We start from the raw sequence: 19,851 nt of genomic DNA, 5'->3' as shown, positions 1-19,851 counted from the left end.
CCGCTACGCAAATGCCACCTCGGCGCGGTCCTCGACCGGGATGTAGCCCAGGCGCAGGTAGATGCCGTTGCTGGTCGGGTTGGCCAGGTCCGTGAAGAGCAGGACTTCCGAGGCGCCCGCCGCGTACGCCGCTTCGCTCACCGCGTGCGTGACCCCGGCGGCGTAGCCGCGGCCGCGGAGCTCCGGCGGGGTGTAGACGGGGCCGACGCGGGCAGCCGAACCGATCGGGCGGGAGAAGGACGCCAGCGAGACGGGGGCGCCGTCGTGCTCCCAGAGCAGGATGCCGCCGTAGGAGATCCGGTCGCGCAGGGCGGCTTCGGAGGCTTCGCCCGGCTGGCCCACCTCCGAGTTGAAGGCCTCGATCCACTCCAGCAGCAGCGGGAGATCCGCCCCGGTGGCGGGCCGGGCCCGCCCGGCCGGTGCGGGATCCGGGGCGGTCAGTCCGGCCAGCCGGTACAGGCGGTTCTCCTCGGCGACCCGGAACGGCCGCCCCCACGCCCCGGCCAGCGCGTCCGCGTCGCGGCGCCGGGCGCTGATGCCGCTGACCCCGGCGAGCAGCGGCTCGGTGGCCAGTGCGGCCGACAGCGCCCGCACCGCCTGCTCGGGCAGCGCACCGAGCTGCAGCGGATACGGAGGGGTGCACAGCAGGGCCCCCGAGACGGTTCCGTCGGCCCCGGTCCACCAGCCGAAGAGGGGGTCGGCAGGCCCGTAGGCGTGCGGCCCGCGCCGTTCCAGCGCGTCGGCCACGGTCAGCAGGAGGGTGTTGGGCACGGGCTGTGCGGCCACGGCCGGGCCCGCCGCGGCCAGATAGGCCGCCAGGTCTGAGGTGAAGGTCCAAGTCATGGCCCATCCTGGCGCGGCGAAGGGCCCCGGCGCACGCGGGTTTTCGGCGTCACTGCCCGGCGAAGCGCGCGCCCAGGTCCCGCAGCCGTGCGTGCAGTTCGGCGAAGACCGCCGCCGCGCGGTCGCCCGGCCAGTCCGCGGGGAGGAGTGCGCGCGGCAGGCCCGGGTCGGCGTACGGCAGGCGGCGCCAGCTGTCCAGGGCGAGGAGGTAGCCGCGGTAGGCCTCCTCCGGCGTCGGCCCGGGGCCCGGCCGGAGGGCGCGCAGGGCGGGTCCGTGGAGGTCGAGGAACTCCTCGTGCTGCTTGGCCAGGGCCGTCAGGTCCCACCAGCGGGCCACGGCCTCGGCGGTCGGGGCGAAGCCGAGGTGGGCGCCCCGGAAGAGTTCCACGTACGGCGTCAGGTGCAGCCGCTCCAGCGTGTGCTCCGTCTCCCCGTACAGCCGGGCCGGGGCGATCCACACGCCCGGGGCCACCGTGCCGAAGCCGAGCCGGGCCAGGCGGGAGCGCAGCAGGTGCCGCTTGTGCCGCTCCTGCTCGGGGACGGAGAACACGGCCACCAGCCAGTCGTCCGCCGGCCCCGCCCCGTCGGCCGGCGTCCCGTAGATCCGGCGGTCGCCGTCGTCCAGCAGCTGCCGCGCCTCCGCGGAGAGCTCGTACGCCGCCGAACCGTCCGCCGCGCGCGCGGGCAGCACGAAGCCGCGCCGCTTCAGCCGGGACACCGACGAGCGGACCGACGGGGCGTCCACGCCGACCGCGCCCAGCAGGCGGACCAGCGCGGACACCGGGACCGGGCCCTCGAAGGCCCGCCCGTAGGCTCCGTAGAACGTGACGATCAGGGATCGCGGAGTGTGCTGCTCGACCACGGCTTCACTTTAGATCCCGCAGCATGAACCGTTGCAGCTTGCCCGTGGCGGTCCGGGGGAGGGCGGGGAGGAAGAAGAAGGAGCGCGGGCACTTGTGGGGGGCCAGTTCGGTCCGCATGAAGGTGCGCAGGTCCTCCTCCGTGAGCACCACACCCTCACGTGTGACGGTGTACGCCACGACCACCTGTCCGCGTCGCTCATCCGGGCGGCCCACCACCGCGGCCTCCACCACGTCCGGGTGGCGCAGCAGGGCCTCCTCCACCTCCGGGCCCGCGATGTTGTACCCCGCCGAGATGATCATGTCGTCGGCGCGGGCGACGTAGCGGAAGTAGCCCTCCGGATCGCGTACATAGGTGTCACCGGTCAGGTTCCAGCCGCCCCGGACGTACTCCCCCTGCCGTGGGTCGGCCAGGTAGCGGCAGCCCACCGGGCCGCGCACGGCCAGCAGGCCCGGCTCGTTGTCGGCGACCGGGCGGCCGGAGTGGTCCACCACCCGGGCCTGCCAGCCCGGGACCACCCGGCCGGTGGTACCCGGACGGATGTCCTCGTCGGCGGCGGAGATGAAGATGTGCAGCAGTTCCGTGGCCCCGATGCCGTTGATGATCCGCAGGCCGGTGCGCTCGTACCAGGCCCGCCAGGTCGCGGCGGGCAGGTTCTCCCCGGCCGAGACGCAGCGGCGCAGTGCGGAGAGGTCGTACATGCCCACGTCGTACGGGCCCAGCGCGTCCAGCATCGCCCGGTACGCGGTGGGCGCCGTGAACAGCACCGTCACCCGGTGCGCGGCGAGCGCGGGCAGCAGGTGCCGGGGCCCGGCCTCCTCCAGCAGCAGCGCGGACGCCCCGGCCCGCAGCGGGAAGACGACCAGCCCGCCCAGCCCGAACGTGAATCCGAGCGGCGGGCTGCCCGCGAAGACGTCGTCAGGGCGGGGGCGCAGCACGGTGCGGGAGAAGGTGTCGGCGACGGAGAGCACGTCGCGGTGGAAGTGCATGCACCCCTTGGGCCGTCCGGTGGTTCCCGAGGTGAAGGCGATCAGGGCGACGTCGTCGCAGGAGGTCGGGGCGGCGGGGAACGGCCGGCCGGCATGCCCTTCGGCCAGGCGCAGCAGATCGTCCGGGGCCTCGCCTCCGTACGCGGTGATCCGCAGCCCCGGCACCTCGGCCTTGACCAGGTCGTCCAGTACGCCCGCATGGCACAGGGCGTGACCCACCCGGGCCATCGCGCAGACCGTGGCGAGCTCCTGGGCGCGCTGCTGGGGCAGCACGGTGACCGCCACCGCGCCCGCCTTGACCACCGCGAGCCAGCAGGCGGCGAGCCAGGGGCCGGTGGGCCCGCGCAGGAGCACCCGGTTGCCGGGGACGACGCCGAGATCGACGGTCAGCACGTGGGCAAGGCGGTCCACGCGCTCGCGCAGCCCGCCGTACGTCCACACCTCGCCCGCGGCGCTGCGGAAGGCGGGGCGATCGGCGCCGCCCGGCCCGAACCGGGCGATGGTGGCGTCGAGCAGCTCGGCCGCGCAGTTCAGGCGGTCCGGATAGGCCAGTTCGGGCAGTTCGAAGAGGAGTTCCGGCCAGGTGTCCGGGGGCGGCAGATGATCGCGCGCAAAGGTGTCGGCGTGAGCGGAAGGCTTGAGATCCAAGGCGGGTTCGCCCCCTTGCGACGGTCCCGGGTGGGGTGGAGCCGGCCGTGCAGCACGAGCGTATCGTGATGGTGACGGCAGTCAACAGGACGCGATAGAAGCGGGGATGTTCGGATGACCGGATTCGCGCTCGGGGTGGACCAGGAGGACTGGTGCGGGCAGTTGCGCGCACTGGCGGCCGACCGGCTGAGGCCGCTGGCCGAGAAGGGGGAGCCGGGGCGGGTCAACCGGCCGCTGCTCGCGGCGCTGGGGGAGCTGGGCCTGCTGGAGCGGGTGTTCGCCTCGGGCGCGCTGGAACTGTGCCTGCTGCGGGAGTCGCTCGCCTACGGCTGCACGGAGGCCGAGACGGCGCTCGCCCTGCAGGGGCTGGGGGCGTACCCGGTGCTGCGGGCGGGCAGCGAGGCGCAGCGCGAGCGATGGCTGCCCCAGGTGCGTGCCGGGCAGGCGGTGGCGGCCTTCGCGCTGAGCGAGCCGGGGGCAGGTTCGGACGCGGCGGCGCTGGCGCTGGCGGCCACCCCCGATTCCGGTGGCGGCTGGCGGCTCGGCGGCGAGAAGTGCTGGATCTCCAACGCGCCGGAGGCGGACTTCTACACCGTGTTCGCCCGGACGGGGGAGGGGCCGGGGGCCAAGGGGGTGTCGGCCTTCCTGGTCCCGGCGGACCGTCCCGGGCTGACCGGCGAAGCACTGGACATGCTGTCCCCGCATCCCATCGGCTCGCTGGCCTTCGACGGGGTCCCCGTGGGCCGCGAAGACCTGCTCGGTGAGCCCGGGCAGGGCTTCCGGGTCGCGATGGACACGCTGAACCTCTTCCGGCCGAGCGTCGGGGCGTTCGCGGTGGGCATGGCGCGGGCCGCGCTCGACGCGACGCTCGCGTACACGGCGGACCGGGCCGCGTTCGGCGGGCGGCTGAGTGACCTCCAGGCGGTGGCGCACCGGGTGGCCGAGATGGCCACCCGCACGGAGGCCGCCCGGCTGCTGGTGTACGCGGCGGCCGGCGCCTACGACGGGGGCTCCCCGGACGTTCCGCGCCGGGCGGCGATGGCGAAACTCCTGGCCACGGAGACCGCCCAGTACGTGGTGGACCACGCGGTCCAGCTGCACGGGGCGGTCGCCCTGCGGCGGGGGCACCTGCTGGAGCACCTCTACCGGGAGGTGCGGGCGCCCAGGATCTACGAAGGGGCCAGTGAGGTGCAGCGCACGATCATCGCGAAGGAGCTGTACCGGGGGGTGGACGCGCGATGAGCCTCGAGCGGATCAACCCGGCGGAGCTGTCGCCGCCGACCGGCTTCTCGCACGCGGTGGCGGCGACCGGTTCCAGGCTGGTGTTCCTGGCCGGCCAGACGGCGCTGGACGCCTCGGGCAAGGTGGTGGGCGAGACCCTGCCGGAGCAGTTCGAGCGGGCCCTGTCCAACCTGCTGACGGCGCTCGCGGAGTCCGGCGGATCCCCGGGGGACCTGGCCCGTGTCACCGTCTACGCGGTGGACGTGGCGGCGTACCGGGACTGCGCCGGCGAACTCGGGGGGATCTGGCGGAGGTTGGCGGGCCGCGACTATCCGGCGATGGCCGTGATCGGGGTGGTCCGCCTCTGGGACGACCAGGCGCTGGTCGAACTCGACGGCGTGGCCGTCCTGCCGTAGCCGCTTTGCCCCAGCGGCGCCGCTGCTGGGGCTCCGCCCCAGACCCCGCGCCTCAAACGCCGGCGGGGCTGGATTTTGGCTGGTGCAGCCTGCCAGGCGCGGCTGGATTGCCGCGCAGCGGCAATTTCAGCCTCGCCGGCGTTTGAGTGGGGGTCCCCCCCGGACGGAGTCTGGGGGAGGGTCTGGGCGGAGCCCGGTTTCGGGGAGGGGCGGGGTGGGGGATCGCCCCCCGGTGGCCTAGCCGCGGGGGCGGCGGCGGTACTCGTCCGTGGGGACGCCGGCCACGCCCCAGTCCTCCAGCGCGACCTCGTCGATGAGGACGAAGGTGGTGGCCGGGTCCTTGTCGAGGACCTTGACCAGCAGGTCGGTGACACCGGCGATGATCTCGGCCTTCTGGGCGGCGGTGGCGCCTTCACGGGTGATCTTGACGTTGACGTACGGCATGGTGGAAGTCCTTTCGTAAGGGAGGGAGGGGAGGGGTGGTCAGGAACGGCCCGTGACGTGGCCGCCGTCCACGCGCAGGGCGTGGCCGGTCACGAAGCCGGCGCCCGCGAGGTACAGCACCGCTTCGGCGATCTCGGAGGCCTCCCCGACCCGGTTGAGGAGGGCGAGCCCGCCGAAGGTGTCCACGTCGGCGCCCTCGTGCAGCGGGGTGCGGATGATGCCGGGCGAGACGAGGTTGACGCGGATGCCGTCGGCCGCCAGCTCGGCGGCCAGGCTCGTGGTCAGCCCGTGCACACCGGCCTTGCTGACCACCGGCGCGCTGGCCGGGAAGCCGGCCAGCCCGTGGTCCACCAGGACGGTGCCGATGTTGACGATGCTGCCGCCCTCGCCCTGCGCGCGCAGCGCCCGCACCACGGCCTGGGTGGTGAGGTAGGTGCCCTTGAGGTTGCCCGTCAGGAAGCCGTCGAGTTCGGCCTCCGTGACCTCGGTGAAGGGCTTGGAGGCGAAGGTGCCGGCGTTGTTGACCAGGACGTCGATGCGGCCGAAGCGCTCCAGAGCCGTACGGACGAGGGCCTCGCCGGTCTCCCGCTCGGCGATGCTGCCCGCGACCCACGCGGTCCGCTCCGGATGGCCGAGGCCGGCGGCGGTCTTGGCGAGGCGGTCGGCATCGCGGCCGTTCAGGACGACGTTCGCGCCGCTCGCCAGGAAGGCCCGGGCGATGTCCAGGCCGATGCCGCTGGAGGATCCGGTGATGAGGGCAGTGGTCATGGTGGGTGCCTTTCGGGGCGGATCGGCGGACTCGTTCGTCCGGCTGACACCCAAGAACCTATGAACCCTCAACCCATAACACCACGACGTAGATTGGAGCGTGTGATAATCCCAGGTTATGGATGTGGATCTGCGTGACCTGGAGCTCCTCGACGCCACGGCCGAGGCCGGCTCGCTGACGGCCGCCGCCGAGCGGCTGTACGTGAGCCAGCCGGCCCTCAGCCAGCGGCTCACCCGGCTGGAGGCCCGCCTCGGCATGCAGCTCTTCGACCGCAAGGGCCGCCGCCTGGTGCCCAACGCGGCGGGCCGCCGGCTGCTGGTCGCCGCCCGCCAGATCCTCGGCGAACTGGAGTCGGCCTCCCGTGACCTGCGGGAGATCCGCGACGGGCACGGTTGGCGGGTCCGCTTCACCGCGCAGTGCAGCACCACCTTCCCGTGGCTGCCGCCCGTCCTGCGGGCTTTCCGCGAGCGCGAGCCGGACATCGACGTGCGCATCGAGGCCGTCGCGGACGACGCCCCGATCCCGGCGCTGCTGGCCGACCTGGTCGACGTCGCGCTGGTCACCAAGCCGGACCTGCAGATGGACCGGGTGTCCCTGACCAAGCTGTTCGACGACGAGATGATGGCCGTGGTGCCCGCCGGACACCCGTGGGCCTCCCGCGGGCACCTGACCGCCCGTGATTTCGACGGCGCCGACCTGGTCCTCTACGACGGCTACGACCAGAACCGCATCCCGTCGATGCCGCTGCCGATCCCGGCCGGGGCCCGGCCCGGCCGGATCACCACCATGCCGGTGGTGACGGACCTGGTGATCGAGATGGTGGCGGGCGGCCAGGGCGTGACGGTGCTCCCCAACTGGGTGGCGGCCCCGTACGTGTCCTCGCACGGCCTCGCGCTGGTCCGCATCGGCGAGCAGCCGCTGACCCGTACGTGGTTCTGCGCCACCCGGACCGGGCCGCGCCCGCCCCACCTCGAGGCCTTCATCGAGGAACTCACCACCCGCCTCACCGCCCCGATCAGCGGTTAGCCCTCCAGCAGGCGGCCCATCCACTCCTCGATCCCCGCCACCGTGCGGGGCAGGGCGCCCGACATCAGGCGGGCGCCGTCCGCGGTGATGACCAGGTCGTCCTCGATGCGGACCCCGATGCCGCGCAGCTCCGGCGGGAGGGTCTCGTCGTCCGGCTGGAGGTACAGGCCCGGCTCCACCGTGAGGACCTGACCCTCCTCCAGGACCCCTTCCAGGTAGGTCTCCGCCCGCGCCTTCGCGCAGTCGTGGACGTCCAGGCCCAGCATGTGCCCGCTGCTGCACAGGGTGTACCGCCGGTGCAGGTCGCCCGCCGCGTCCTTCAGGACGCCCCACTCCGCCAGGCCCTCCGCGATCACCCGCATCCCGGCCCGGTGGAAGTCCCCGAAGCTCGCCCCGGGACGCAGCGCGGCCATGCCCGCCTCCTGGGCGGCCAGGACCAGTTCGTACACCTGCCGCTGGACGGAGGTGAAACGGCCCGACAGCGGGAGGGTGCGGGTGATGTCCGCCGTGTACAGGGTGTCCGTCTCCACGCCCGCGTCCAGGAGCAGCAGTTCGTCCCCGTTCAGCCGGCCGTCGTTGCGGATCCAGTGCAGCGTGCACGCGTGCGCGCCGGACGCCGCGATGGTCTCGTACCCGGTGCCGTTGCCCTCGGCCCGGGCGCGCAGGCCGAAGACCCCCTCGATCCACCGCTCCCCGCGCGGGTGCGCCAGGGCGCGCGGCAGTGCCCGTACGACGTCCTCGAACCCCGCCGTCGTGTGGTCGACCGCCAGCTGGAGCTGCTCGACCTCCCAGGCGTCCTTCACCAGGCGCAACTCCGAGAGGGCGGCGGCGAGTTCCGCGTCGGTGGAGGCGTCGCGGCCGGCCGGGGACCCGAGCAGGTCCAGGTGCGCGCAGCGGATCCCGGTGAGGCGTTCCGCCTCTGCCAGGTCGGGGCGGCGGCCCACCCAGAACTCCCCGTACCGGCGGTCGCGGAAGAACTCCTCGTTCCCGTCCGCCCGCGGCGAGCGCGGCCGCAGGTACAGCACCGCCTCGTGGGCGTGCGGGCCCGAGGGTTCCATGACCAGGACGTGGCCCGCCTGGTCCTCGCCGGTCAGGCCCGTCAGCCAGGCGTAGGCGCTGTGCGGGCGGAAGCGGTGGTCGCAGTCGTTGGAGCGGACCTTCAGCCCGCCGGCCGGGATGATCAGCCGCTCGCCCGGGAAGCGGGCCGAGAGCCGCGCCTGGCGGGCCGGGGTGACGGCGTGGCCGGGGACGCGGACGGAGCCGGGCAGCGGGGAGGCGGCCCAGTTGTCCGCCATGAAACGGGACAACTCCGGTGATACCGGCAGGTCGTGGCTGCCCGTGTGGAGGCGGGATGGAGTGTCGGTCACGGGGGCTCCCTCAAGAAGATGCGAACTGGTGGTCGCACAGGTCTTGTCAGTGCAATTTCACATTACTATGTTACAGCTCACACCTCGGCACGTTAATCCCCGTCAAACGCCGTGTGACGCAGGGCCGTTCAACGCACCACCCCCCACCTCACCCTCTCCAACCAGGAGTTCTCGGTGTCCAAGCACAGAGCTGTGCGCTCGTCCCTCCTCGCCTCCGCCGTCGCTGTGACGCTCCTCGCCTCCGCCGGGCAGGCCACCACGCAGGCCGCGGAAGCCCCGGTGCCGGCCACGTTCGCCGGGGCCCAGGCCGACCCGGCGCCCGCCGCGAACCCGTTCGACGAGGTCGACCACCTCGCCAACGCCCCCGAGACGACCCCCGCCCCCGCCCCGGCCCCCGGCGGGCAGGCCCTCACCGGGCAGGTCCCCGGCGCGGCCACGGCCGCCTCCGCGCCCGCCGAGCGCACCGAGAAGAGCCGCAAGGCGGCGGCCCAGACGGCCCCCACCGCACGGAGCGTCGCGGCGGGCGTCCCCTGCACCCTCGACGGGATCACCAGCCTCGGCCCGGAGCAGTTCGCCGACTTCCTCGCCGACCAGGCCGTCCTCGCCGACGGCTGCCTGCGCGGCCTGATCTGGACCTGGGACGCCCGCCTGGCCCCCGTGATGTCCGATGCGCACGTCCAGGCCGTCTCGCGCCGGATATCCGGCCTGGCCGCCGCCCACGACGGCCGCAACTCCTCCCACCTGGAGGAGATGTTCACCTACCTGCACGCGGTCGCCTACCACGACTACTCGCGCGACGAGATCGACGTCACCGACGCGCCGACCGTGAACGCCATGCGCCAGGCCATCGCCGATTTCGGCAGCGCCGCCCACACCTTCGACGTCACGGCCTCCAACGCCCGCACCCTGCGCGAGGCCCTCTACGCCGGCAGCGCACCGGGCCTGCGCCAGCACCAGCTGGGCCTCATCAAGAAGGTCCTGGCCACCATGGACCCGGCCCACCCGGCCACCCACCTGGACGCCGGCTGGGCGGGCGCGGCGCTCGCCGGCCTCTCCGTCAACTACCTCGGCGTCTACGACGGCAACCACGACACCGCCTTCCAGGCGGCGGTGGCGGCCGACCCCGCGTACCGCGCGGTCTTCAAGGCCTTCTCGGGCTACACCCACCTCAAGGGCACCGGCAACGCCTGGGTGGTGCGCGACGCACTCGGCGAGTACGGCCGCTTCGGCCAGATCCCGGCCCTCAAGGACCAGGTCGTCGCCGACCTCGGCGCCCTGCTGGGGCCGGTGAAGTCCGCCTTCGGCAGCGAGCCGTGGGCCAAGCTCGTCTCCTGGCTCAACTACTACCAGGCGTGCAAGCAGTACGGGGTCTGCAAGGAGGACATCGAGAAGCAGCTCTTCCCGAACACCTTCACCTACGACAACGGCGCCATCAAGGTCCGCACCGCCCTCGACCGGGCCACCGTCGACCAGCTCTACTACGCCAGCAAGCAGGTCAAGACCCAGTACCACCGGGTCCTCGGCACGGACCAGCCGCTCGCCGGAGACCCCAACACCACCCTGAACATCGTGCTCTACGCCTCCCGCGCCGACTACGAGAACTACCACCCGATCCTGACCGGCTACGGCACCAACAACGGCGGCATCTACATCGAGAACGGCGCCACCTTCTACACCTACCAGCGCCGCGTCCCGCAGGACTCCTCCCTCACCCTCGAGGAGCTCTTCCGCCACGAGTACACGCACTACCTCAACGGCCGCTTCGCCGTCCCCGGCTTCTTCGGGGAAGGCCCCTGGTACGAAGGCGACCGTACGACCGCCATGGACGAGGGCACGGCCGAGTTCTTCGACGGCGCCACCCGCGACAACGGCATCGCCGTCCGCAAGTCCCTGGTCAAGAGCATCATCAGCGACACCTCGGGCGGCGGCCCGCGCATGTCCGTCGAGCAGCTGCTGAACGCCACCTACGACGGCGACGGCTTCCGCTTCTACAGCTACGCCGGCACCTTCTTCGAGTTCCTGTGGACCGAGAAGCCCACGCTGCTGCGCGAGATGTACACCCACCTCCGCAACAACGACGTCGCGGCGTACGACGCCTGGCGCCACCGGATGGGCGCCGACACCTACCTCCAGCGCGACTACGACCGCTTCCTGGACGCGCAGATCGCCAAGGTCGACCAGCTCTTCGTGCCGAACACCTCCTTCACCCCCAACGACCAGCTGCGCGACTCGGCGCTGGCCTCGGTGAAGTCCTCCTTCGCCACGGCCACCTACAGCACCCCGGACTGCGTGGAGAACGGCGACCCCGGCAAGCGCCGCTTCACCTGTACCGGGCGGATCACCGCGAACCTGAAGAACTGGCGCAGTGACGACCAGAACTTCAAGGACATGTCCGAGACGGTCGACTACTTCATACTCGACCGCTCCGGTACGGCCTCCAACAACCTGGCCGACATGAACTGCTCCTTCGGGCCGGTGGAGATCTGGTCGAACAAGGTGGCGGGTACGTCGAGTTACAGCTGTGAGGGCCCGCTCCGCAGCTGATCCGTACCGGACCGGCCCTCCTCGGAGGGCCGGTCTGGGCAGCCACTAAAGAATGTGACATATTACTGTCGTGCTCAAGAGACACTCCCTGGACGCCGTCATCATCGGCGCCGGCGTCGTCGGAGCGGCGTGCGCGTACTACGCGGCCCGCGCCGGACTCTCCGTGGCCGTGGTCGACCGAGGCCCGGTCGCGGGCGGCACGACGGGCGCCGGCGAAGGCAACCTGCTCGTCTCCGACAAGGAGGCGGGCCCGGAGCTCGACCTCGCCCTGCTCTCCACCGGGCTGTGGCGCGAGCTCGCCGCCGTCCTCCCGCAGGAGATCGAGTACGAGGCCAAGGGCGGCCTCGTCGTCGCCCCGGACCAGGCTTCGCTCGAAGCCCTGCGGAGCTTCGCCGAAGGCCAGCGCAAGGCCGGGGTCGACGCGATCGAAGCGGCGGCCGGCGACCTGCGCACCCTGGAGCCCCATCTGGCCCCGGGCCTCGCGGGAGGCTTCCGCTACCCGCAGGACGCCCAGGTCCAGCCCGCCCAGGCGGCGGCCCGGCTGCTGGCCGCGTCGGGCGCCGAGGTCCACCTCGGCGAGGAGGTGACGGGCTTCGTGCGCTCCGGCGAGGCCGTCTGCGGGGTCCGCACCGCGCGCCGCGAACTCCTGGCCCCCGCCGTGGTGAACGCGGCGGGCACCTGGGCCGGGGCCGTCGCGGAGCTCGCGGGCGTGAGCCTGCCCGTCCTCCCGCGCCGCGGCTTCGTCCTGGTGACCGAGCCGCTGCCCAGGATGGTCCGGCACAAGGTCTACGCCGCCGACTACATCGCGGACGTCGCCAGCGGCTCCGCGGCCCTGCAGTCCTCGGCCGTGGTCGAGGGCACCCCGGCGGGCCCGGTCCTGATCGGGGCCACCCGCGAACGCGTCGGCTTCGACCGCACCCTGTCCACGGAGGCCCTGCGCCGCCTCGCCGCCCAGGCGGCGGCCCTCTTCCCGGTCCTCGCGGACGTCCGGGTGCTGCGCACCTATCACGGCTTCCGCCCCTACCTCCCCGACCACCTCCCGGCGATCGGCCCGGACCCGCGCCGTCCCGGACTGCTGCACGCCTGCGGGCACGAGGGCGCGGGCATCGGCCTGGCCCCGGCCACCGGCGCCCTGATCGCAGCCGCCCTGACGGGAACCGAACCGGCGGTCCCCCTGGCCCCGTTCCGTCCCGACCGATTTCCCGACCGAGCCGCGGAGGCGTCCCGATGAAGGCACACGACCGCGACCGCACCCCCCGCTCGCTCGTCGGCGGCAGCCCGTTGTCCGCCCACACCATCGGCTTCGACGGCCGCGAACTGCCCGCGCAGGAGGGCCAGTCCATCGCCGCCGTGCTGTGGTCGGCCGGGATCCTCGCCTGGCGCACCACCCGCGAGGGCGGCGCCCCGCGCGGCGCCTTCTGCGGGATCGGCAGCTGCTACGACTGCCTCGTCACCGTCAACGGCCGCCCGAACCAGCGGGCCTGCCTGGTCCCCGCCCGACCGGGGGACACCGTCACCACCCAGGAGGGAACCGGCCATGCCGACCTCGCCGTCTGAGCCGGACGCCCCCGGGTCCGGGCCCGCCGACCTCGCCGACCTCGCCGTCGTCGGCGCCGGCCCGGCCGGCCTGGCCGCCGCCGTCACGGCCGCCGGCCTCGGCCTGCGCGTCACCCTCCTCGACGCGGGGGAGCAGCCCGGCGGGCAGTTCTACCGGCATCCCGCGCCCGGCCTCGGCGCCGCCCGCCCCGAGGCCCTCCACCACGCCTGGCCCGAGTTCGCCAGCCGCGAAGCCGCCCTGCGCGCCCACGTGTCGGCGGGCCGCGTCACGTACCTGACGGCCCACCACGTGTGGACCGTGGTGCCGGACGGCGGCCACTGGGTGCTGCACGCCGTCGCGGGGCCCGAGGAGCGCGCGGCGGCGGTCCACGCCCGCGCCCTGCTCATCGCCACCGGCGCCTACGAGCGCCAACTGCCCTTCCCCGGCTGGACCCTGCCCGGGGTCGTCGGGGCCGGCGGGGCCCAGGCCATGCTCAAGGCCGGGCTCGTACTGCCCGGCAAGCGCGTGGTCGTCGCCGGGAGCGGCCCGCTGCTGCTCGCGGTGGCCGGGTCCCTCGCCGCCGCCGGAGCCACCGTCCCCGCGGTCGTCGAGGCCGCCGCCTACACCGCGTACGCCGCCAGGACCCCGGTGCTGCTGCGCAACCCCGGCAAGCTCGCCGAGGCCGCCGCCTACGGCGCCGCGCTGGCCGGGCACCGCATCCGCCTCCTCACCCGGCACGCCGTCACCGAGGCCCACGGCACCGACCGGGTCGAGGCCGTCACCGTCGCCCGCCTCGACCGCGACTGGCGCCCGCTGCCCGGCACCGCCCGCCGGATCCCCTGCGACGCCCTCGCCGTCGGCCACGGCCTGGTGCCCCAGCTGGAGCTCGCCACCGGCCTCGGCTGCGCCACCCGCCGCAGCCCCGACGGCACCGTGGCCCTCGAGCTGGACGCCGGGATGCGGACCTCCGTCCCCGGTGTCTGGTCCGCGGGCGAGACCGGCGGCATCGGCGGCGCCGGACTCGCCCTCGCCGAAGGGGAGATCGCGGCCCACGCGATCGCCGGACGGCCCGCCCCCGCCGGGCTCGTCCGCCGCCGCGCGCGGCTGCGCGCCTTCGCCGACGCGATGGGCGCCGCCCACCGCCCGGGCCCCGGCTGGACCGGCTGGCTCCGGGACGACGCCGTCGTGTGCCGCTGTGAGGAGGTGCCGGCCGGCCGGATCCGCGAGGCCGCCGGGGAACTCGGCGCGCGGGACGCCCGTACGGTCAAACTCCTCACCCGGGCGGGCATGGGCTGGTGCCAGGGCCGGATGTGCGGCCCGGCCGTGGCCGCCCTCGCCGGTGAGGCCCCGGCGCCCGACCGGCGGCCGCTGTCCTGCCCGGTCCCGCTGCGCCTGCTCGCCGAACTTCCCCCGGACGCGCACTGATCGGACCGTCCCCGGCCCTTGTGGCCGACTCACACCCACTAGTAAAATGTCACACACCACACTAGGGAGTCACCTCATGACCCACGCGCCCACCCCCGCGCCCCGCCCGGCCACCGGCACGGACACCCGCACCCGCCCCTGGCACGGCATCATGGTCGCCACCGCGCTGCCCCTGCGCGAGGACCTCAGCGTCGACTACGACGCCTACGCCGAGCACGTGGCCTGGCTGATCGCCAACGGCTGCGACGGCGTGGTCCCCAACGGCTCCCTCGGCGAGTACCAGACCCTCGACGACGAGGAGCGGGCCCGCGTCGTCCGTACCGCCGTCGAGGCCGCGGGCGACGGATCCCGCGTCATGCCCGGAGTCGCCGCCTACGGCAGCGCCGAAGCCCGCCGCTGGGCCGAGCAGGCCGCCGAGGCCGGGGCCGGCTCCGTACTCCTGCTGCCCCCCAACGCCTTCCGGGCCGACGAGGAGACCGTACGCGCCCACTACGCCGAGGTCGCCCGCGCCGGGCTGCCCGTCGTCGCGTACAACAACCCGTACGACACCAAGGTCGACCTGGTCCCGGCCCTGCTGGCCCGGCTGCACGCCGACGGATCCATCGTCGCCGTCAAGGAGTTCAGCGGGGACGTGCGCCGCGCCTACGAGATCGCCGAACTCGCCCCCGGCCTGGACCTGCTCATCGGCGCCGACGACGTGCTCCTCGAACTCGCCCTCGCGGGCGCCGTCGGCTGGATAGCCGGCTACCCCAACGCCCTGCCGCAGTCCTGCGCCACCCTCTACCGGGCCGCCGTCGCCGGTGACCTCGCCACCGCCCTGCCGCTCTACAAGTCCCTGCACTCCCTGCTGCGCTGGGACTCCAAGACCGAGTTCGTCCAGGCCATCAAGCTCTCCATGGACCTGGCGGGCCGCCCCGGCGGCGCCACCCGCCCGCCGCGCTTCCCGCTCACCGGCGACACCGAGGCCGCCGTCCGCGCCGCCACCGAGAAGGCCCTCGCCGAGGGTCTCAACTAGCACCCTGTCGGATAACACCCTGTCGGAGGGGACTCCATGCGTACGCGCCACGTCTACCACGCGGTGGACTCGCACACCGAGGGCATGCCGACCCGCGTCATCACCGGGGGCATCGGGGTGATCCCCGGCGCCACGATGGCCGAGAAGCGGCTCCACTTCATCGAGCACACGGACCACGTGCGGACGCTGCTCATGTACGAGCCGCGCGGGCACGCCGCGATGAGCGGCGCCATCCTCCAGCCGCCCACCCGGCCCGACGCCGACTTCGGCGTGCTCTACATCGAGGTGTCGGGCCTGCTGCCGATGTGCGGGCACGGGACCATCGGGGTGGCCACCGTGCTGGTCGAGACCGGCATGGTGCCCGTCGTCGAGCCGGTCACCACCGTCCGGCTCGACACCCCGGCCGGACTGGTGAGCGTCGATGTCCAGGTGGAGGACGGCGCGGCCACCGCCGTCACCCTCACCAACGTCCCGTCCTTCTGCGTAGGGCTCGATCTGAAGGCCGAGGTCCCCGGCTTCGGCACGGTCACCTACGACCTCGCCTACGGCGGAAACTTCTACGCCTTCGTCGAACTCGACGACCTCGGGCTCCCCTTCGACCGCGCCCGCAAGGACGAGCTGATCACCGCCGGGCTCGCGATCATGGACGCGATCAACGGCTCCGGGGACCGGCCCGTCCACCCCGAGAACCCCTCCATCGCCGGGGTCAAGCACGTCTACCTCGCCGCCCCCGGCTCCGACGCCCGCCGCTCCAGGCACGCGATGGCCATCCACCCGGGCTGGTTCGACCGCTCGCCCTGCGGTACGGGCACCAGCGCGCGCATGGCCCAGCTGCACGCCCGCGGCCTGCTGGAGCTCGGCGCGGACTTCGTCAACGAGTCCTTCATCGGCACCGAGTTCACCGGCCGCCTCGTCGGCGAGACCACCGTCGGCGGGCTCCCGGCCGTGGTCCCCACCGTCACCGGCCGCGCCTGGATCACGGGCACCGCCCAGTACTTCCTCGACCCGGCCGACCCCTTCCCCGGAGGCTTCCTGCTGTGAGCACCGTCCGAACGGTGGACTACCACACCGCCGGCGAGCCCTTCCGCATCGTCGACTGCGGCGCGGAGGGCCTGGCCGTGCCCGGTGACACCGTCGCCGAACGCTGTGCCACCGCCATCGGTCCCGGAGGATCCGGAACCGCACCGCGCCGCGGAGCCCTGGACGACGTACGGCGCCTGCTGGTGCAGGAGCCGCGCGGGCACGCCGGGATGTACGGGGGCTTCGTCGTCCCGCCCGACGACGACGGGGCCCACTTCGGGGTGCTCTTCTGGCACAAGGACGGCTACTCCACCGCCTGCGGCCACGGCGCCATGGCCCTCGGCGTCTGGGCCGTGGACACCGGCCGGGTCGCCGCACCCGACGACGGGGACGCCCAGGTGCGCATCGACGTGCCGTCGGGCCGGGTCACCGCGACCGTGCACCGGGACGGCGGCCGCACCACCGGTGTCACCTTCCGCAACGTCCCGGCCCGGGTCAGCGCCCGCAAGGTGCCGGTGGCGACCACCCTCGGCATGGCGGAGGTGGACCTCGCACACGCCGGGGCCTGCTACGCCTCGGTCGCCGCCCGCGACCTCGGCCTCGACGTCTCCCGGGCCTCGCTGCCCGCGCTGGTGCGGGCCGGCCAGGAGATCCGTGCCGCGCTGGCCACCCACCCGGCCACCTGGCACCCCGACGGCCCGCTCCTGTCCGGGGTCTACGGGGTGATCCTGTACGAGGAGCTCCCCGGCACTCCCTTCGGGCCGCACCAGCGCAACGTCACCGTCTTCGCCGACGGTCAGATCGACCGCTCGCCCTGCGGCTCGGGCACCTCGACGCGGCTCGCGCTGCTCGCGGAAGACGGGCGGCTCGGTCCGGGCGAGGACCTGCTGCACGAGTCGGTCACGGGCACGGTGTTCACCGGACGGATGCTCCCCGGTGGCGTCACCGAGGTCACCGGCACCGCCTACCGCACCGGTGAACACGCCTTCACGGCCGACCCGTACGACGCCCTCGGCGCGGGGTTCTTGCTATGAGCGGACCTGCTGTGATCCCGCAACTGACCGCCGAGCAGACGGCCGGGCTGCTCACCCCGGCCGCCGCGGCCGACGCACTGGCCGCCGCCCTGCGGGGCGGCCTCGACCCGGAGGGCTGCCCGCAGCGCACCGCCCTCCCCGTACCAGGCGGTGGCGAACTGCTGCTGATGCCGGCCGCGTCCGGGACGTACGCCGGGGTGAAGATCGCCGGGGTCGCGCCGGGCAATCCGGCTCGCGGGCTGCCCCGGATCACCGGGTCCTACCTGCTGCTGGACGGGCCGACCCTGCGCCCGCTCGCCCTGCTCGACGGCGCGGCGCTGACCGCCCTGCGCACACCGGCGGTCTCCGCCCTCGCGCTGCGCCACCTGGCGCCGGCCGGGCGGCCGCTGCGACTGGTGCTCTTCGGCTCGGGGCCGCAGGCGTACGGGCACCTCGAAGCGACGCTCGCGGTAAGGGAGTTGGCCGAGGTGGTGGTCGTCGCCCGCAGGCCCGAGGGCGCGGAGAAGCTCGCCGCGCACGCCCGCACCCTGGGCCCGGCCGCCCGCACGGGCACCCCCGAGGACGTGGCCGGCGCCGATCTGGTCGTCTGCTGCACCACGGCCCGGGAACCCCTCTTCGACGGACGGCTGGTGGGCCCCGGGGCAACGGTCGTCGCCGTCGGTTCGCACGAGCCGGAGGCCCGGGAGACGGACACCGCCCTCGTGCGACGCGCGGCGGTGTACGTGGAGTCGCGCGCGGCGGCCCTGCGCGAGGCGGGGGACCTGCTGGTCCCGGAGGCCGAGGGCGCCATCGGGCCCGGCCACATCACCGGCACCCTCGCGGACCTCGTCACGGGCCGGATGCCCGTGGGCGGGACGCCGGGTTGTCCACAGCTCTTCAAGAGTGTGGGCATGGCCTGGGAGGATCTTGCCGTGGCGGTCGCGCTGTTCCAGGCCGCCGGGGCGAGCAGCGAAACGTGACATTGTACGCTGTTCCTCTGCCCATCGCCGGTGTAGGGCGTCTCGGAGGAAATGCAATGGGTGACCTGAAGCAGCACAGTCTCATCAAGGCCCAGGAACGGCTCCGCGACCAGGTCGGCCACGCCCTCCGAGCAGCCCTGATAGCGGGTGAGCTGCGCCCCGGAAGCGTCTACTCCGCCCCCGGTCTCGCGGCCGAACTCGGCGTTTCGGCCACGCCGGTGCGCGAGGCGATGCTCGACCTCGCCCGCGAGGGCCTGGTCGAACCGGTCCGCAACAAGGGGTTCCGCATCACCGAGGTCAGCGAGCGCGACCTCGACCAGTACACCGAGCTGCGCACGATGATCGAGGTGCCGACCATCGGGCGGATCACGAAGATCGCCACGGCCGAGCAGCTGGAGGCGCTGCGGCCGATCGCGCAGGAGATCGTCACCAGCGCCCGCGAGCACAACCTGATCGGCTACCTGGAGGCGGACCGCCGCTTCCACCTCACGCTGCTCGGGCTCGCGGGCAACGACCGCCTCGTCGAGACGGTCGGCGACCTGCGCAAGCGGTCCCGGCTGTACGGGCTGACCGGTCTGGACGAGGCCGGCAAGCTGGTGTCCTCGGCGGAGGAGCACCTCGAGCTGCTCGACCTGATGCTCTCCGGTGACGCCGCGGCGGCCGAGGCCTGCATGGTCCGCCACCTCGGCCACGTCCGCTCCCTGTGGGCCCAGGGCCGCGACGAGCCCGTTGGCCGCACCCCGGGAGGCCTCGGCTCCGGCGTCTAGCACGGTGAACGGGAGGGTTCGCCGGGCCGGCGGCCTGCGCCGGGCGGGTGGGCCTCGTGGTGCCAGCGGGTGACGGATGCGGACGAAGGTCGGTTGCGTCAGGAATTCGGCTAATAACACCGAGTCCTGTGCACCGAGCGAAGAGGTTGTGCCGACCGTGTTGAAGACTGCAATTCGGATCGCTTCCGCCGCCGTCCTGGTCACCGTCTCGTTGGGGTTGGGCTCACCCGCCGGCGCCGCGGCGGATCCGTACCCGGGCACCCCGCAGCAGATCCGCGACACCGGCCCCTGCGGCCCGACCGGCGGCTACCGTGCGTCGGAGTGGCTGCAGACCACGACGGACCCCACGATCCAGCCGGAGGTGGACCTCGCCGCGGTGAGCGAGGCCTGGTACTGGCGGCACGACGTGAACACGCTGTGGCGGGGCGACTCGCGGGACCCCCAGACGATCTTCCCCACAGGCTTCAAGCCGCGGGGCTCGGACCTCACGCCGCTGTTGCAGTGGATCACCGGGGGCGGCCAGCAGCCGAACGCCGCGCACGTGAGCACCAGTTGTGAGCGGTGGGTGGCGCAGGAATTCGCCGCGGGGGGCGGGGCCGACGGCTGGGTGTACGCGATCCAGGCTCCCGGCGGGATCGACGTCAACGCCACCGCACGGCAGACCGGCCTCGTGTCGACCTTCCTGTGGAACAAGGAGATCGACTTCCCCGGCGGCATTGAAGGCAGGTTCATCGAGGGGGCTTGCCAGTACCACTTCGTCGGCCGGGACCCGCAGACGAACGACCGCATCTACCGCAACCTCGGCTGTGTGACGAACCCTGACTTCCGTCCGGTCTCGGCCCCGGGCAAGCACAAGGACAAGGACAGGGACAAGGACAAGCACAAGGAACCCATGGTCGGTGCGCAGCACTGATCTGATCCCGGGCGGGAGCGGGTGCCGCTCCGGCCGTCCGTCGTGACGCGCGG

Annotated in this window: 19 protein-coding genes; 13 read left to right on the top strand and 6 right to left on the bottom strand. The window is 73.6% G+C overall.

All coding sequences use genetic code 11. The annotated features are described in order from the left end of the window. Nucleotides 1-3: 3 nt before the first annotated feature. Genes OHA89_RS10170 through OHA89_RS10160 form a run of 3 tightly spaced genes read right to left on the bottom strand, consistent with a single transcriptional unit; the run spans nt 4 to nt 3,341 of the window. Nucleotides 4-843 (bottom strand): GNAT family N-acetyltransferase, encoded by an 840-nt coding sequence (locus OHA89_RS10170; RefSeq protein ID WP_406365937.1) that lies wholly within the window; start codon nt 841-843, stop codon nt 4-6. 49 nt (nt 844-892) lie between these two features. After that, nucleotides 893-1,705, bottom strand: a complete 813-nt coding sequence (locus OHA89_RS10165) for a PaaX family transcriptional regulator C-terminal domain-containing protein (RefSeq protein ID WP_406365935.1) — start codon at nt 1,703-1,705, stop codon at nt 893-895. Nucleotides 1,706-1,709: 4 nt separating this feature from the next. Beyond that, on the bottom strand, nt 1,710-3,341 hold the full coding sequence (locus OHA89_RS10160) for an AMP-binding protein (protein ID WP_406365934.1): 1,632 nt from the start codon (nt 3,339-3,341) through the stop codon (nt 1,710-1,712). A gap of 114 nt (nt 3,342-3,455) precedes the next feature. Here OHA89_RS10160 and OHA89_RS10155 point away from each other — a divergent pair, with 114 nt between their 5' ends. Beyond that, a complete protein-coding gene (locus OHA89_RS10155) occupies nt 3,456-4,583 on the top strand; it encodes an acyl-CoA dehydrogenase family protein (RefSeq protein ID WP_266614366.1) in 1,128 nt (375 codons plus the stop codon). After that, on the top strand, nt 4,580-4,978 hold the full coding sequence (locus tag OHA89_RS10150; protein WP_266614365.1) for a RidA family protein: 399 nt from the start codon (nt 4,580-4,582) through the stop codon (nt 4,976-4,978). The genes OHA89_RS10155 and OHA89_RS10150 overlap by 4 nt, the downstream gene beginning before the upstream one ends. Nucleotides 4,979-5,215: 237 nt before the next feature. Here OHA89_RS10150 and OHA89_RS10145 read toward each other — a convergent pair whose 3' ends face one another. Continuing rightward, nucleotides 5,216-5,422, bottom strand: coding sequence for a 4-oxalocrotonate tautomerase family protein (locus tag OHA89_RS10145; protein ID WP_215142347.1), 207 nt, complete (start codon nt 5,420-5,422; stop codon nt 5,216-5,218). A gap of 39 nt (nt 5,423-5,461) precedes the next feature. Next, nucleotides 5,462-6,190, bottom strand: a complete 729-nt coding sequence (locus tag OHA89_RS10140; RefSeq protein ID WP_215142345.1) for an SDR family NAD(P)-dependent oxidoreductase — start codon at nt 6,188-6,190, stop codon at nt 5,462-5,464. A gap of 118 nt (nt 6,191-6,308) precedes the next feature. Here OHA89_RS10140 and OHA89_RS10135 point away from each other — a divergent pair, with 118 nt between their 5' ends. After that, a complete protein-coding gene (locus tag OHA89_RS10135; RefSeq protein WP_406365931.1) occupies nt 6,309-7,217 on the top strand; it encodes a LysR family transcriptional regulator in 909 nt (302 codons plus the stop codon). On the opposite strand, the gene OHA89_RS10130 is transcribed toward OHA89_RS10135, so the two are convergent. Beyond that, nucleotides 7,214-8,584: an aminopeptidase P family protein gene (locus OHA89_RS10130; protein ID WP_406365930.1), complete on the bottom strand. Its 1,371-nt coding sequence runs from the start codon at nt 8,582-8,584 to the stop codon at nt 7,214-7,216. The two genes, OHA89_RS10135 and OHA89_RS10130, sit on opposite strands and share 4 nt — an antisense overlap. Nucleotides 8,585-8,758: 174 nt before the next feature. Here OHA89_RS10130 and OHA89_RS10125 point away from each other — a divergent pair, with 174 nt between their 5' ends. The 10 genes from OHA89_RS10125 (at nt 8,759) to OHA89_RS10080 (ending at nt 19,798) form a co-directional block, all read left to right on the top strand. Then, nucleotides 8,759-11,128: a collagenase gene (locus tag OHA89_RS10125; RefSeq protein WP_406365929.1), complete on the top strand. Its 2,370-nt coding sequence runs from the start codon at nt 8,759-8,761 to the stop codon at nt 11,126-11,128. A 70-nt stretch (nt 11,129-11,198) separates the two neighbouring features. Continuing rightward, the gene (locus tag OHA89_RS10120; RefSeq protein WP_266614359.1) at nt 11,199-12,359 is read left to right on the top strand and encodes an FAD-binding oxidoreductase; all 1,161 of its coding nucleotides are present in this window, start codon (nt 11,199-11,201) and stop codon (nt 12,357-12,359) included. Further along, nucleotides 12,356-12,685 (top strand): (2Fe-2S)-binding protein, encoded by a 330-nt coding sequence (locus OHA89_RS10115; protein ID WP_257553742.1) that lies wholly within the window; start codon nt 12,356-12,358, stop codon nt 12,683-12,685. The genes OHA89_RS10120 and OHA89_RS10115 overlap by 4 nt, the downstream gene beginning before the upstream one ends. Continuing rightward, nucleotides 12,666-14,090 (top strand): NAD(P)/FAD-dependent oxidoreductase, encoded by a 1,425-nt coding sequence (locus OHA89_RS10110; RefSeq protein WP_406365927.1) that lies wholly within the window; start codon nt 12,666-12,668, stop codon nt 14,088-14,090. The genes OHA89_RS10115 and OHA89_RS10110 overlap by 20 nt, the downstream gene beginning before the upstream one ends. Before the next feature lie 76 nt (nt 14,091-14,166). Beyond that, the gene (locus OHA89_RS10105) at nt 14,167-15,105 is read left to right on the top strand and encodes a dihydrodipicolinate synthase family protein (protein WP_257553740.1); all 939 of its coding nucleotides are present in this window, start codon (nt 14,167-14,169) and stop codon (nt 15,103-15,105) included. A 36-nt stretch (nt 15,106-15,141) separates the two neighbouring features. Then, on the top strand, nt 15,142-16,146 hold the full coding sequence (locus OHA89_RS10100; protein ID WP_266942837.1) for a proline racemase family protein: 1,005 nt from the start codon (nt 15,142-15,144) through the stop codon (nt 16,144-16,146). Continuing rightward, nucleotides 16,143-17,159 carry a proline racemase family protein gene (locus tag OHA89_RS10095; RefSeq protein WP_266614352.1) on the top strand — a complete coding sequence of 339 codons (1,017 nt, stop codon included), beginning with the start codon at nt 16,143-16,145 and terminating at the stop codon, nt 17,157-17,159. Before OHA89_RS10100 ends, OHA89_RS10095 begins: the two co-directional genes overlap by 4 nt. Continuing rightward, complete coding sequence (locus OHA89_RS10090) at nt 17,156-18,118, top strand: ornithine cyclodeaminase family protein (RefSeq protein ID WP_266614350.1); 963 nt, start codon at nt 17,156-17,158, stop codon at nt 18,116-18,118. Before OHA89_RS10095 ends, OHA89_RS10090 begins: the two co-directional genes overlap by 4 nt. A 56-nt stretch (nt 18,119-18,174) precedes the next feature. Continuing rightward, the gene (locus tag OHA89_RS10085; RefSeq protein WP_215142323.1) at nt 18,175-18,885 is read left to right on the top strand and encodes a GntR family transcriptional regulator; all 711 of its coding nucleotides are present in this window, start codon (nt 18,175-18,177) and stop codon (nt 18,883-18,885) included. 157 nt (nt 18,886-19,042) lie between these two features. Continuing rightward, nucleotides 19,043-19,798, top strand: coding sequence for a hypothetical protein (locus OHA89_RS10080; RefSeq protein WP_406365925.1), 756 nt, complete (start codon nt 19,043-19,045; stop codon nt 19,796-19,798). Nucleotides 19,799-19,851: the final 53 nt, after the last annotated feature.

This window comes from Streptomyces sp. NBC_01546 (genome assembly GCF_045208355.1).
GTDB lineage: Bacteria > Actinomycetota > Actinomycetes > Streptomycetales > Streptomycetaceae > Streptomyces.
Note: the sequence above shows the minus strand (reverse complement) of the source record. Positions and strands in the feature narration are given on the sequence as shown.